Source organism: Flavobacterium limicola (assembly GCF_003634755.1).
Classification (GTDB): domain Bacteria; phylum Bacteroidota; class Bacteroidia; order Flavobacteriales; family Flavobacteriaceae; genus Flavobacterium; species Flavobacterium limicola.
Window position 1 is genome coordinate 12,901 of record NZ_RBXA01000003.1, and the last position, 13,774, is coordinate 26,674.

13 protein-coding genes are annotated in these 13,774 nt (G+C 34.5%); 2 read left to right on the forward strand and 11 right to left on the reverse strand.

The features are described from left to right. Positions 1–21 precede the first annotated feature (21 nt). The 5 genes from BC952_RS10080 to BC952_RS10100 all read right to left on the reverse strand — a co-directional run bounded on the left by BC952_RS10080 (position 22) and on the right by BC952_RS10100 (position 3,711). Complete coding sequence (locus tag BC952_RS10080) at positions 22–426, reverse strand: hypothetical protein (RefSeq protein ID WP_147405273.1); 405 nt, start codon at positions 424–426, stop codon at positions 22–24. Positions 427–621: 195 nt separating this feature from the next. Next, positions 622–1,278, reverse strand: a complete 657-nt coding sequence (locus BC952_RS10085; RefSeq protein WP_121365557.1) for a Rossmann-fold NAD(P)-binding domain-containing protein — start codon at positions 1,276–1,278, stop codon at positions 622–624. Between the two features lie 2 nt (positions 1,279–1,280). Then, complete coding sequence (locus BC952_RS10090) at positions 1,281–1,748, reverse strand: DUF1456 family protein (RefSeq protein ID WP_073207685.1); 468 nt, start codon at positions 1,746–1,748, stop codon at positions 1,281–1,283. 85 nt (positions 1,749–1,833) lie between these two features. Beyond that, entirely contained in the window at positions 1,834–2,844 is a 1,011-nt protein-coding gene (locus tag BC952_RS10095; RefSeq protein WP_121365558.1) for a dipeptide epimerase, read from the reverse strand. A 48-nt stretch (positions 2,845–2,892) separates the two neighbouring features. Continuing rightward, positions 2,893–3,711: an alpha/beta hydrolase gene (locus BC952_RS10100; RefSeq protein ID WP_121365559.1), complete on the reverse strand. Its 819-nt coding sequence runs from the start codon at positions 3,709–3,711 to the stop codon at positions 2,893–2,895. A 56-nt stretch (positions 3,712–3,767) separates the two neighbouring features. Here BC952_RS10100 and BC952_RS10105 point away from each other — a divergent pair, with 56 nt between their 5' ends. Next, a complete protein-coding gene (locus BC952_RS10105) occupies positions 3,768–4,169 on the forward strand; it encodes an excinuclease ABC subunit B (RefSeq protein WP_121365560.1) in 402 nt (133 codons plus the stop codon). Positions 4,170–4,206: 37 nt separating this feature from the next. Here BC952_RS10105 and BC952_RS10110 read toward each other — a convergent pair whose 3' ends face one another. The 3 genes from BC952_RS10110 to rlmF form a co-directional block, all read right to left on the reverse strand. Then, positions 4,207–5,433: a hypothetical protein gene (locus BC952_RS10110; protein WP_121365955.1), complete on the reverse strand. Its 1,227-nt coding sequence runs from the start codon at positions 5,431–5,433 to the stop codon at positions 4,207–4,209. Between the two features lie 161 nt (positions 5,434–5,594). Continuing rightward, positions 5,595–7,586 carry an excinuclease ABC subunit UvrB gene (uvrB, locus tag BC952_RS10115; RefSeq protein WP_121365561.1) on the reverse strand — a complete coding sequence of 664 codons (1,992 nt, stop codon included), beginning with the start codon at positions 7,584–7,586 and terminating at the stop codon, positions 5,595–5,597. A gap of 61 nt (positions 7,587–7,647) precedes the next feature. Continuing rightward, positions 7,648–8,616: a 23S rRNA (adenine(1618)-N(6))-methyltransferase RlmF gene (rlmF, locus tag BC952_RS10120; protein ID WP_121365562.1), complete on the reverse strand. Its 969-nt coding sequence runs from the start codon at positions 8,614–8,616 to the stop codon at positions 7,648–7,650. Positions 8,617–8,772: 156 nt separating this feature from the next. Here rlmF and BC952_RS10125 point away from each other — a divergent pair, with 156 nt between their 5' ends. Beyond that, positions 8,773–9,639 (forward strand): alpha/beta fold hydrolase, encoded by an 867-nt coding sequence (locus tag BC952_RS10125; protein ID WP_121365563.1) that lies wholly within the window; start codon positions 8,773–8,775, stop codon positions 9,637–9,639. Between the two features lie 3 nt (positions 9,640–9,642). On the opposite strand, the gene BC952_RS10130 is transcribed toward BC952_RS10125, so the two are convergent. The 3 genes from BC952_RS10130 to BC952_RS10140 form a co-directional block, all read right to left on the reverse strand. Further along, the gene (locus BC952_RS10130) at positions 9,643–10,305 is read right to left on the reverse strand and encodes a thiamine diphosphokinase (protein ID WP_121365564.1); all 663 of its coding nucleotides are present in this window, start codon (positions 10,303–10,305) and stop codon (positions 9,643–9,645) included. Between the two features lie 214 nt (positions 10,306–10,519). After that, positions 10,520–11,341: a DUF4249 domain-containing protein gene (locus tag BC952_RS10135; protein WP_121365565.1), complete on the reverse strand. Its 822-nt coding sequence runs from the start codon at positions 11,339–11,341 to the stop codon at positions 10,520–10,522. A 35-nt stretch (positions 11,342–11,376) separates the two neighbouring features. Next, positions 11,377–13,758, reverse strand: coding sequence for a TonB-dependent receptor (locus BC952_RS10140; RefSeq protein WP_121365566.1), 2,382 nt, complete (start codon positions 13,756–13,758; stop codon positions 11,377–11,379). Positions 13,759–13,774: the final 16 nt, after the last annotated feature.

A 13,774-nucleotide genomic window follows, 5' to 3' on the forward strand; every position in this document is an offset into this window, starting at 1 on the left:
TTAACCCTTAAAAAAGGAAATCTATTTAACTCCTATTGCTTCATGACCTCTTAATAAAATCTTATTTTTATTTTCTAAATTTTCTTTGGTTTTACCCAAGATGTTGATAATGTCAAATTTGGCATTACCCTCTTTTAGATTATAAAATTCTTCTGAATTAGTAACTTCAACTTTTAAAATATAGTTTCGGTCTAATTTGAAAGTATCAATATTGTCTTTTATAAATGCTCCATTTACCATATATATGACATCGTTACTTTTAATTTTTGTAAATTCAGATTTAATTTGTTCCAAGCTTATAAAATCATATTTCTTAGGATTTTTGGAAGTAATGTTAATTTGGCCACGATACAAAACACCATTTATTGTAGTATCCTTTTTGACAACATTTATTGATTCAATTTCATTTGGGTCGATATATTCCATTGAATTTATCGAAAGAAAGTTTGAATCAAAAAACATGGCTGGTTGTTCAATTTTATTCTTTTGTCCAAAAAATAGTGTTGTAAAAAATAATATGGAGAAGGTTAGCAGGCATTTCATATTTGAAGGTGTAAATTCATTTTGATAAACTAAATATACAAAAAATCCTGAACTCTCATTCAGGATTTTGATATTGTATTAGTTTCCAATTTCTTGGATCACATCCGATTCATATATTTTGAAACCTTTATTATTTATTTGAGCAATTTTCAAAAGTGCTTTCGCTACTGTTTTAGCTTCAATAGGTTTGTACTTTTTCAAGTTCCCAAGGAATAAGAAGGAAAGTGTTTTCATAAAAAACGCACCCACTTTTTCTCCCAATCTAAATTCAGTTCGGTTTCCTAATAGGAGTGAAGGTTGCAATACAGCAACGCTTTCGAAATTACAATCTTTAAGAAAATCTTGAATTTCTCCTTTTGTCTTCAAATAGAAATTTCCGGATTTTGCATCAGCACTGAGGGAAGATATAATCAAAAATTGTTTGACTTTGTTTTGCAATGCAAAAGCGGAAAACTGACGTGGATATTCAAAATCTACTTTTCTAAAAGCTTCTTTACTTCCTGCTTTTTTGATTGTTGTGCCAATGGTACAAAAAAAATCATCACCAACAACTAAATCTTTGTAGGTTTCCGGCTTATCAAAATCAATGATGTGTTGCGTTAATTTTCGATGCTTTATTCCTGTATCTCTTTTTACGAAAGTGATCACTTTAAGATAATCATTGCTATCTAAAAGTAAATTCAATAGTTCTGAACCTATTAAACCGGTGCTTCCAATAATTAATGCTGTTTTCACTGTTATGATTTTTTATTCTTACCGAAGTTGAATTTAACTTTTTCTACTACTTGGACTTTTGAATTTCCTTTTGGATATTGTTTTTTTGAAGTGTTTTTTGTAGCAGGTCTTGATTTTGAAGGTGCTTCGTCACCTCTTGATTTTTCCTCGTCTCTTGGTTTTGCCTTAAACTCGGGTCTGTCTTTAGATCCTTCTTTTGCAGGAATTTGAGCTTTATGTTTGGCTAAAACATCATTTGGGTTTTTTGGATTTTCTTTTGTTCCACGCAAGTGAATTACCAATGCATTTAGGAAGTTGCGCAACACTTGGTCACCACATTCCATATAATTTTCATGTTTTTCGTCACGGAAAAAAGCACCCAATTCTGATTTAGTGATTCTAAAATCTACTAATTCTAATATTTCAACTATTTGATCGTCACGTAACATTAAAGCTACGCGAAGTTTTTTAAAGATATCGTTATTTGTCATCATATTCTAATTTTTTACAAATGTACGGTTTAAAAGCAATTGGACCACAATTTTAGATTTAGAATTGGTTCACTTTCAATTGATTTTAAATTAAAGTTACACCGGTTCCGTTTAGTTCTGAATAACTTATTTTTCCAAAATCTATGGTTACGCCAGTTGCTATGTCTTCATCCAAAAGCAATGCGCCATCCATATCTACATAATCCAATTGTGGCAATAAATGCGCAATGGCTGATATTCCTACTGTTGATTCGGTCATGCAGCCCACCATCGTTTTCAGCCCTAATTTTTTGGCTTCCTGAATCATTCGTCTTCCAGGTGTCAGTCCGCCACATTTTACCAACTTCACATTCACACCATGAAAATGATTATGGCATTTCGCAACGTCTTCTTCAATGATACAACTTTCGTCAGCGATAATCGGTAAAACCGAATGTTTAAAAACTTCCTTGTGTCCTTCCCAATTGTCAGCTTTCATGGGTTGCTCCAAGAATTCTACACCTAATTTTTTCAATTCCACAGCATTATTTATGGTTTCTTCAACGCCCCAACCGCAATTGGCGTCGATTCTAAAAATGGCATCGGTATGTTTCCGAAGTTCTTTGACAATGGCAATATCTTCTTTGGTTCCCAATTTTATTTTATAAATCGGCCAAGGCAACTCCTTCATTTTAGCAACCATTTTTTCGATGGATGCAATTCCAATCGTGTAATCTGTCAATGGATTTTTGTCGGTGGTATAATTCCACAATTCATATAATTTCTTTCCTTTTTTGCGAGCATAAAAATCATTGTATGCCATATCCAAAGCGCATAGCGCAAACATATCGTGTTTTAAATACGGGTGTGTTTTTGCCCAGAAATCTTCAGGAGTTTCATTTGTAGTGGTTTCGATTATGGTCCGAATTTTTTCTAAATCCTGCATCATTACCGGAACGGTTGTTTTGTAATATGGATTGGAAGTTGCTTCGCCAAAACCGGAATAACCGTCACTTTTTAATTCCACAATCAAAGAAGGCTGAGAGTCAATCGATTCTCTCGAAATCGTGAACGTATGTTTTAATTTGAGCTCGTATTCTCTTAATATTAGTTCCATTTGAGGTGTAATTTTACTATTTGTTGTATTTATTTGAAATAGGATTTTTTAGAAACCAAGCCATAAAATTGCATCGACAAAACCGTCGCGCCATAGTTTTTCATTGTGCTTTCCGTCTTTTACAATTGTTTTTTTATTTAAATTGAGGCAGTAACATCGATTAGAATTTAGTAAATATTCCATTTTGTTCAAATCCGAAACCATATCGTCACTTTCAGCATCTCCACACAGGAAATAGATTTTAGATTTTATCTTTTTAGAGTTTTCAGTTAAATTATATATGTCTTTGGTAAACCAAAAAGAAGGCGAAAAAACACCTGCTTTTCCAAATACTTTCGGATATTTTAAAATGGCATAGTATGAATTAAGACCACCAAGGGAACTTCCCACAATAATCGTATTTTTCTTTTTGGTTTTTGTTCGATATGTTTTGTCTATGTGAGGTTTTAATGTTTTTACGATAAATTCTAAATAGCTATCTGCTTTTCCGCCTCCGTATTTTTCGTTTTTAAAAGGCGTTAATTCATCGATTCGTTTGTCATTTCCATGTTCGATTCCTACAACAATAACTTGCGCTTTTAGGCTGTCTAGTTTTTCATCCACATTCCATTCTCCCGAATAGGATGTTTTAGCGTCAAACAAATTTTGCGCATCATGCATATAAATTACCGAAAATTTATTTTTAGAAGTCACGTAATTTTGGGGTAAATACACCCAAATTTTCTTTGTAGTTTGAAGCTGTGGTGCTTCAATAGTAAACGTGGGAACTTGTTTTGAAGCTTTACTTTTCTTTGTCTCTTCGCCTTGAGCAGTAATTTTTAGTATAGTAAAAAAGAAGAGTAGGAGTAGGAACTTTAGTCGATTCATTATTAGTTTTTGTGTTTTGATTTAAAAACAATATTTTAGCTAAAAATAATAATTAGATGAATACATTCGAAGAAAAGAGGAGTTTAGTTTTAGAGATGATTGCTTTTTCTACCGTTGACGGACATTTGCATAAAAGGGAATATGAATTTTTAGCAATTGTAGCGAATGAGCTGGGTTTCGAGAAGAGTGTTTTTAAAGATTTATTTCATCAGGAACTCCCAAAAATTCCGATCAAATCTGAGTTTTTACGTATTCAACAATTTTACAGATTGGCTCTGTTGATGTATAGTGACGGACTTTTACACCAAAAAGAATCAGTTGCAATCCAACAAATAGCACTTGAAATGGGACTTAATCCTCTAGCTACAAAACGAATTCTTAAGTTGATGAATGAAGCACCAAATGCGATAATAGATGGCGAAGTTTTATTGAATGTTTTTCAGGAGCAACATAATTAGTTGTTTTCTCAACCTATTTGCGTAATAATATTTATGGTTACCTTTTAAAAGACATTTTTACTCCAAAACTAGTTTGTAAATCAGGAGCATTATCCAAACGCAAATCTTCTCGTAATGATATGTAATAAGAAAATTTCTTGACAGAGTAGGTGCAAATAAAACTCCAGCCTTCTAAACTTTCATACAAGTGTGAGAAAGTTTGTTGCCAATGTGTTTTAATTCTTTCTCCAGTCAAAATAATATGGTCAAAATCTTTCTTCTTGTTGTAGGATGTCTGAAAAGCATAATTGATTCCGTATGAAATCGAATTTTTGTTGCTGAGTTTTCTTTTGTAATCAATAAGTCCATCAAAACTGTACAGAAAAGTTTGATTGCTTATGTTTACTCTGTCGCCAAACTGAATAAATCGTTGTCTCAATGCGCCGGCACTTACGCCAATACTTAAAATATTTTTGTCTCTCACAACAATCTTTTTTATTGCCGATGAAGAAATTCCGATATCAGCCACTGGATTATATCTCGAAATATTGATTCCTAAATGAGTTCCGAAATTCAAGTATATTTTATGGCTTTTGTTCATTCTTAATTGCGGATAGTAAAAATAATTTATCTCAATTCCCGGTATTCTGAAGTCGCCATTATTCATTGTGATGAAATTATTATTTTCGTCTCGATAGGAAATTTTCGCTTGGTTTAATCCATAATAGCGTCTTGAGAAAGGATCTTCACCTCCGGCAATAGTACTGTGAAACCACTCAATAGATTCATCAGACGTAAAGACTGAAAAGGGATATTTTCCTTTGTCTAATGAATACGCACGAACGCCGAAATTAAGTTCATGATGCGCAGTTAAAGGTAAGGAAAACGTGAATTTGTAAGATCGGATCACTCCATCGGCGATGAATTTTTTGGTTTGGGCAGGAACAGTATTAAGGTCAAATTTAAATTCTCGGTCATGCCAAGGAAAATTGGCAGCGTATTCTCGATCTGTTGGGTTTGTTAACTCGTATGATTTTACATAAGGCAACATCACATTTCCACTTGAAACATCTAATGAAAAGGAAAATTTCTCAGGAGAGCGAACTTTAAAATTATGGTTTATTCGGGAAATGTACATTCCCAGCGGGTGATTGGACAGCAGATTTGGTTTTATGATATCGGAATTGTTTTCTATTTCAAAGCTCTTAATATCCTCGTTTGAAGATTGCGCTGAGGCCAATGAAATTAATCCGAATAAAACAAAAATGAGTAAGCGATATTTCATTTGAATGGATGAATTTTCAGGAAACAATCAGAAAATAATTACACTCAAATTTAAAGAACTTTACTGGATTTAAAAGTTTTTACACCAAAAAAATGAATTTAAAAGTCATTTAAAATCAAAAAATATTTTGTGTTGACTTTAAGATTTCATTTAAAAAAAAATTAGGTCAGTTGTCCTTGTAGTCGTTTAATATCATCACGTAATTTGGCAGCTTGCATAAAATCCAATTCTTTTGCTGCTTTCTCCATAGATTTGCGTTTTTCCCGAATGAGTTTCTCAATTTCAGGTTTTGGTAAATACAAATTTTCAGGTTCTGCAGCAGTATCTAACGTTAAGCCTAACTCATAATCGGCCAAAGGATTTTTAGTAAAGGCACTCTCTATTTTTTTGTTTAATGCCTGTGGAGTCTGATTATTTGCAGTGTTGTAATTAATTTGTTTAGTTCTGCGATAATTCGTTTCGTCGATGGTTTTTTGCATGCTGGCCGTAATTTTATCGGCATACATAATCGCTTTTCCGTTCAGGTTTCTTGCTGCACGACCAATTGTTTGCGTAAGCGAACGATGGCTTCGTAAAAAACCTTCTTTGTCTGCATCTAGAATGGCTACCAAAGAAACTTCGGGTAAATCCAAACCTTCACGAAGTAAATTGACACCAATCAACACATCAAAAATTCCTTTTCGCAAATCTTGCATGATTTCTATTCGTTCTAATGTATCTACTTCAGAGTGGATATAACGACAACGAATATTAACTTTGGTTAAATATTTAGCTAATTCTTCCGCCATTCTTTTGGTTAAAGTCGTCACTAAAACGCGTTCGTCAATTTCTGACCGAACCTGAATTTCTTCAATTAAATCATCAATTTGATTTAAACTTGGTCGGATTTCAATAATAGGATCCAATAATCCTGTCGGACGAATCACTTGTTCCACAACAACGCCTTCCGTTTTTTGTAATTCGTAATCCGCTGGTGTTGCCGAAACATAAATTACCTGATTCTGCATGGCTTCAAATTCTTCAAATTTCAAAGGACGATTGTCCATTGCAGCGGGAAGTCGGAAACCATATTCCACTAAATTTTCTTTACGGCTCCGGTCTCCGCCATACATCGCACTAACTTGCGATAGTGTTACGTGACTTTCGTCTACCACCATTAAATAATCTTTAGGGAAATAATCGAGTAAACAGAAAGGTCTCGTTCCTGGTAAACGACCATCGAGATAACGAGAATAATTTTCAATTCCTGAGCAATAACCAAGTTCACGAATCATCTCCAAATCAAAATTGGTTCGTTCTTCCAGTCGTTTTGCTTCGAGATGTTTTCCAATTTCCTTGAAATAATCGACTTGTTTTACTAAATCCTGTTGGATTTCCCAAATGGCTCCTTGCAAGACATCTGGCGAAGTCACAAACATATTGGCCGGATAAATGGTCAGCTTGTCAAATTTTTCAAGAACCTGGGAATTCTTGGTGTCAAAACTTTCAATTTCTTCTATTTCATCACCAAAGAAATGAACTCTGTAGGCTTCATCCGCATAACTTGGATACACATCTACAGTATCACCTTTTATCCTGAAACTTCCAGGATTAAAATCGGCTTCGGTTCTGGAATATAAACTTTGTACCAATTGATGCAATAATTTGGTACGAGAAATGACTTGTCCTTTTTCAATTGGAATCAAATTTTTCTGAAATTCTATTGGATTTCCAATACCGTACAAACAGGAAACAGATGCTACTACCAAAATATCTCTTCGCCCTGAAAGCAACGAGGCAGTGGTTGACATTCGCATTTTTTCCAGTTCTTCATTGATGGATAAATCCTTTTCGATGAAAACCCCAGTTACAGGCATAAAAGCTTCTGGCTGGTAATAATCGTAATAGGACACGAAATATTCCACGGCATTATTCGGGAAAAACTGTTTAAATTCCGAGTATAATTGTGCTGCCAACGTTTTGTTGTGTGCCAAAACTAAGGTTGGTTTTTGTACTTCCTGAATCACATTGGCCACCGTAAATGTTTTTCCGGATCCGGTAACTCCTAATAAAGTTTGGAATTTATCACCATCAATAATCCCTTGAGTCAATTTTTCAATTGCTTGTGGTTGGTCGCCTTTCGGCTGGTAATCGGATACTACTTGAAAATTCATTTATTTAAATTGCTGATTGCAAAGGTACAACGGAATTCAAGAAAAAAAAGTTTAGAAAAACTTAAAACTTCCAGGATTTTTGTTGTGCTTTACTTAAGAATGTCCAAGCTACAATTCGGCTTGTTTTTTGGCCTTGAGCCATATCAATCGTTTTAATCTCGACCGCACTTACTTTGTTTAGTGTTTTGTAAAGACTGGAAAGATTTTCTTTTTTAGAAACCAAAGTTGTGAACCATAAACACTGCATTGGATATTTAGCACTTTCATAAATCATTTGGGTAACGAAACCTAATTCGCCGCCTTCACACCATAATTCAGCATTATGACCGCCAAAATTTAAAATAGGTTTAGTTACTTTGCTCGTTGCGCTTCGGGATTCTAAATTGTTGATTTTTCTTACCGTGCTTTTCGTGGCTTCATCCTGTGAGGCATGAAAAGGAGGATTACAAATAGTGAATGTAAATTTGTCTTCGGGAGTGATTATGTTTTTAAAAATAAAACGCGATTCCGTTTGTTGCTGTAAACTGATGGCATCAATCAATTTTGGATTATCTTCAATGATGGCGCTGCAATTTTCAATTGCTTTTAAATCGATGTCGGTTCCTACAAAATTCCATCCGTAAGCTGAATTACCAATTATAGGATAAATGCAATTCGCACCTACACCAATGTCCAAACCTTGAACGGTTTCCCCTTCAGGAATGATTCCGTTGTTGCTTGAAGCTAATAAATCTGCTATATAATGAATATAATCTGCTCTTCCGGGAATCGGCGGGCAAAGATAATTTTTAGGAATATCCCAGTTTTGAATGTCGTAATGTGATAATAATAACGCTTTGTTGAGTGACTTTACGGCATCAGGATTACTAAAATCAATGGTTTCTTCCGAAGCATCTGGATTATGCTTATTAGCAGAAACAAAAGGTTTTAATTCAGGAGATTTTTCTATTAATTGTTCAAAATTATATCCAAATCTATCCAGATTTCGTGGATGTAAATTAGTCTTTTCGGTAATCGTTTTCGCTTTCATTTTCTTTATTTCGATGCAAATATAGGCATAACTATTTTGTAAATAGTTAAAGACGTTTTAGACCTAATGAACAGATGAAAAATAAATCATAAAATTAGAATATTGCGTTTTTTTCGAACCATAAAAACGGTTACTTTTATAAAAAATACTATCAGAATGACTTTTATGCCCGCTTCATTTCATTTCAAAAAAAGATACATAGCTTACAGTTTGATGGTTTTGTATATTATAATGTGCCAATCTTGTATGACGATGCGATATTCAAATAAGGAAACTAAAAAATTTTTCGCTGTTTCTAAAACAGAATTTCAGGATAAAACAATTGCTTTTGATGGTTATAAAATACATTATGTAGCAACTGGAAATGCGGAAAACCCGACTTTGTTTTTTGTGCATGGTTCACCTGGCAGTTGGAATGCTTTCAAGGAATACCTTCAGGATTCTTTATTGCTTAAAAAATACCGAATGATTGCTATTGACCGACCGGGTTTTGGATACAGTGATTTTGGCGATGCTCAAAATTTAAAAGTACAATCGCAAAGAATATCGGAGTTTATCAAAAAAATCGATAATAAAAAGCCGCTAATTTTAGTAGGACATTCTGTTGGTGGGCCAGTTGTAGCGCAATTAGCCGTTGATAATCCATCATGGTTCAAACGATTGGTGATACTGGCAGGATCATTAGACCCGAAAGCTGAAAACCCGGAAAAATGGAGAACGGTTATCAAAGTTTCGCCTTTACGATATTTAATTCCCGGAGCATTACGTCCTTCTAATGATGAGTTGTGGTGGCTGAAAAAGGATTTAGTCGATTTAGAGCCAGAGCTGAAAAAAATTACTTGTAATGTTACGATTATTCATGGAACAAAAGATGCTTTGGTACCATATAATAATGTTGCTTTCATGCAAAGAATGTTTGTCAATGCAAAATCAATGGATACAATAACGATCGAAAAAGCGAATCATTTTATTCCTTGGAGTCATTATGAGATTGTGAGAAATGCTTTGTTGAATATACAATAAATGCTAATCCAGACATTCCATCATCAATAAATCACCTTCGTCATGTTCTATTGTTACGATGCCGTCATTGATAACATAATTGCTGCTTCCGGTTCTATAACCAATGGTCAGACTATCATCTTTCAATGGATAGAATAAATTATCAGAATGAATTCCAGTCACGTGACCAATGGGAATTAATGAAATAGGAGTGTCCGCCGTATACCATTTTTCGAATTTCTTAGGCAACAGAAATACCTTAGAGTGATCGTCCAGAATAACAATCTTCAATAGATTTCTGTATCGTGTGATGTTGGTCAGATTGGTAATCGTATGATCGGCTCTTCTTCCAGTGGCCCAAACGACGTTTACGGCAGGAATTTTTCTTTCGATTAAATAGTCAAAAGCCTTTTCTAAATCGGTTTTATTCTGGTCCGGTGTATGAATAATTTCGATTGGGTATTGAGATGTTTTGTAAATTTCAGGATCAAATCCTCGGTCGAAATCTCCTAAAAGTACATCGACTTTGATGTCTAATTCCATCACGCGAACCATAGCCGAATCTAATACGACCACAAGCGGTGACCATTCCAATAATTGACCCAATAGTTCCGGGTTACACGAAGCGCCGTTGGCAATTATTAGAGCGGGTTCTTGGTCGTCGCGAACGATATGGTGTGAAGACATGGTCGATTATACGTTATGAATTATGATGTAAAAGTAAATAAAAGTTCTCGTTTTATCCCTCACGTATTAGCCCAGATGGCAATGAAAACCAAAATAGGTTGTAAACTTTAGTTTTCCGGCATTAGAAGAGCGACCAAAGGAAGCTCATTATACGGACTGGAAAACTGTTTAGAACCTCTTTTTGGTTATAATGAACAGCTGGATTAGCTCCTAATTATTCAATCGTGTAATTTTTAACATCGACTTCACTAAGGGAGAAATAGCCCAAAGGATAATTTGCTGTATCCGTGGTATTGATAATGTTTCCTCTTACGGTTGCTGGCGGTGATTGAAACGGTCCACCGCCATTATTTCCTGCGATACTCACTAAAACACTCATGTAATTGTAGTATGCTTTTGAAATTCCGAAGTGCGTGACTTCAATTGTATCATCTTTTTTAAGATCGTCATTTTGTGAGATACTAAAAAATTCGTTTCCGTTAAAAAACTCATCTTGATCTACATAAAAATTTGATTTTATTTGGTTCGAATACACATATTTGTAGAGGTAATAATTGGTTTCACCCGCTGGATCTTGATAGAATGTTTTAATTTCAATATCAGTTCCAGTGAAACCGCCTTGATTGTTTTGAACAATTTTTGTGATTGGTGCAACGGGTTTCAATGTTTCGGTTGCGGTGTACGTATTACCTTTACTGATGACTGTCAGCGTATAGGTTTCGTTGATTACTGGAATAAAAGTAGTACAGGTATACTCTCCAGTGTTTGCAATTTCGGAAAAATTGAAAACTACATTAGTACTGTTTTTTATGGAAACTGTTGCTCCGGAAACTTTTGGGATTTCTGTGCTATAAAATCCTGTTGTGGTAGTCAGTTTTATTTTTTGTTGATTTCCCGAAGTTCCTTTTTTCCAATTGACTGCTGCTTCAATAACTAATTTTGGCGGCGCATTGTCTAAATCTACTTCGACAACATCTTCACAACTTGCCGAAAAAATAGCGATGAAAAGTACCAGATATAGTGTTATTTTTTTCATGATTTTATTTTTTATTCTGTTATTGAATACTAAGATTAAAATTTAAAGTTATAACTCACCGCAGGAACAACACCAAAAATCGAAGTTTTTACAGCTTCATTGGTTCCAGTATCTACGTTTTGTCTGAAATTGATAGAAGCCGCATTTTTTCTATTGTATAAATTGTAAATGCTAAAAACCCATTCGCCTTTCCACTGGCGGTCTTTGTTGCTTTTTGGAGTTAATGTTGCGGCGATATCTAAGTGATGGTAAGCCGGAAGCCGGTTTTCATTTCTCAATCCATAACTGGGAACATTGATTCCTAAGTAGTCATATTGCCCAACAGGATACGTTACCGGCTGTCCGGTTTGCAGGGCAAAATTAGCTCCGAAAGACCATTTCTCATTCAAATTATACGATGTAGTTATCGCAACATTATGTAATTTATCATAAACGGAGTTGTACCATTGGCCGTTGTTGATTCCTGTTTCTACTGATGTTCTTCCCGGAGTTTGTTGCTCGGATTTGGATAATGTATACGAAATCCAGCCATTAAATTTTCCTTCGTTTTTTCGGAACATGACTTCTAAACCGTACGATCGTAATTGGCCATTCAGGATTACTTGTTCAATGGCTTTATTGGCAATCAAATCAGCGCCATCAATATAATCCAATCGGTTTTGAACTTCTTTGTAATAGGTTTCTATTTCAAGAGAATACATATCGTCGTTAAAGTTTTTAAAGTAACCTAAAGCGACCTGATCCGCAATTTGTGGTTTGATAAAACTATCACTTGGCGTCCAGACATCAAGTGGAGTAGGCGATGAGGTATTCGAAATCAATTGTAAATACTGTACCATTCTGTTGTAACTCGCTTTTATGGATTGCTCGTCATTGATTTGGTAGGCCAATGAAAAACGCGGTTCCAAATAATTATAGCTTTGCATAACTTTATTTCTGTCGTAAAATTTAGTGCCAATTGGAGTTGCTTTTTCATAAATCTGTAGCTCTGAATTGAACGTTACAGGATTGTTGTCGGCATAAATATTCACGGTAGATTGTCCTAAACGGTAAAACATACTGTAACGAAGTCCGTAAGAAAGTGCTATTCTATCGGAGATTTCGTGATCAGCATTAATGTAAAGCGCAGGTTCGAAAGCATATTTTTTATCCAATTGAGCAAAATTTATTCCGGAGTTTTCATCAGATGGTTTAATGGTTCCCGGATTGAATTCGTAATAAATTCCGTTTACACCGTAATTCAATTTGAATTTATCCGAAATATAATTCTTGAAATCGTATTTAATATTGTAGTTTCTAATGCCGGAATCCCATTGGAAACCTACAAAATCCAAATCTAAACCGTAATAATAATCGCTGTAAATAAGCGATAAGTTTGAAAATAATTTTTCTGAAAACAGGTGATTCCAACGTAAGTTTAAAGTGGCATTTCCATAGATATTGGTAAAACTTTTATTGAGACTGAAAACATCGCGACCAAAATAACCTGATAAATAAAGACTGTTATTAGTATCTAATTTATAACTCAGTTTCATATTTAAATCATAGAAATAAGCCGAGTTGTCTTTTTGTTCTTCAGAGAGCTTCAGGAATAAGTGTGCGTACGAACTTCTACCGCCAATAAGGAACGATCCTTTGTCTTTAACCAATGGTCCTTCGGCCAAAATACGGCTGGAAATTAATCCGATTCCTCCATTGACATGGAAGCCTTTACTATTACCATCTTTTTGATAAATATCCAAAACAGAAGACGCTCTTCCGCCGTAGCGAGCCGGAATTCCGCCTTTGTATAATTTTAAATCTTTGATAGCATCTGGATTAAAAACAGAGAAAAATCCAAAAACATGTGATGAATTAAAGATAGTTGCTTCGTCTAATAAAATTAAATTCTGGTCGGCTCCGCCACCACGAACATTAAATCCAGAAGCGCCTTCTCCAGCATTAGTAACACCTGGAAGTAACAAAATAGATTTTAAAACATCTACTTCACCCAGAACAACTGGCATTTTTTTGATAGCTGAAATGGAGAGTTTATTAACGCTCATTTCGGGTTTTTTGATATCAATTTTTGTTTTATTATCAGTAATGATAACTTCTTGCAAAGCGGTTTCATTACTAAATAAATTAAAATTGTTTTTTATATTTTGGTTGAGAGATATCGATTCGGAAATAGTCAGATAACCCAAATAACTTATTTGAACCGTATAATTTCCTTTTGGTATAGTAATGGAGTAAAACCCGTATTCATTAGTTGTTACACCAGTTTTTAGCTCTGGAATTACGACGTTGACACCTATTAAAGTTTCATTGCTGTTGGCGTCAATAATAGTTCCGCTTAGCGTGAATTTCTCTTGTCCGAAAGACGAGAATGCGGACAGTAATACAACTAAAAAGGTAATAATTTTCTTTGGAGTCATTGTTTAAATTTTATCG

Excerpts from the sequence above, each read along its gene's own strand:
- BC952_RS10080 (WP_147405273.1), bottom strand. The coding sequence starts at position 426 with ATGGAATATATCGACCCAAATGAAATTGAATCAATAAATGTTGTCAAA.
- BC952_RS10090 (WP_073207685.1), bottom strand. The coding sequence starts at position 1,748 with ATGACAAATAACGATATCTTTAAAAAACTTCGCGTAGCTTTAATGTTA.
- BC952_RS10095 (WP_121365558.1), bottom strand. The coding sequence starts at position 2,844 with ATGGAACTAATATTAAGAGAATACGAGCTCAAATTAAAACATACGTTC.
- BC952_RS10100 (WP_121365559.1), bottom strand. The coding sequence starts at position 3,711 with ATGAATCGACTAAAGTTCCTACTCCTACTCTTCTTTTTTACTATACTA.
- BC952_RS10105 (WP_121365560.1), top strand. The coding sequence starts at position 3,768 with ATGAATACATTCGAAGAAAAGAGGAGTTTAGTTTTAGAGATGATTGCT.
- BC952_RS10110 (WP_121365955.1), bottom strand. The coding sequence starts at position 5,433 with ATGAAATATCGCTTACTCATTTTTGTTTTATTCGGATTAATTTCATTG.
- uvrB (WP_121365561.1), bottom strand. The coding sequence starts at position 7,586 with ATGAATTTTCAAGTAGTATCCGATTACCAGCCGAAAGGCGACCAACCA.
- rlmF (WP_121365562.1), bottom strand. The coding sequence starts at position 8,616 with ATGAAAGCGAAAACGATTACCGAAAAGACTAATTTACATCCACGAAAT.
- BC952_RS10125 (WP_121365563.1), top strand. The coding sequence starts at position 8,773 with ATGACTTTTATGCCCGCTTCATTTCATTTCAAAAAAAGATACATAGCT.
- BC952_RS10130 (WP_121365564.1), bottom strand. The coding sequence starts at position 10,305 with ATGTCTTCACACCATATCGTTCGCGACGACCAAGAACCCGCTCTAATA.
- BC952_RS10135 (WP_121365565.1), bottom strand. The coding sequence starts at position 11,341 with ATGAAAAAAATAACACTATATCTGGTACTTTTCATCGCTATTTTTTCG.
- BC952_RS10140 (WP_121365566.1), bottom strand. The coding sequence starts at position 13,758 with ATGACTCCAAAGAAAATTATTACCTTTTTAGTTGTATTACTGTCCGCA.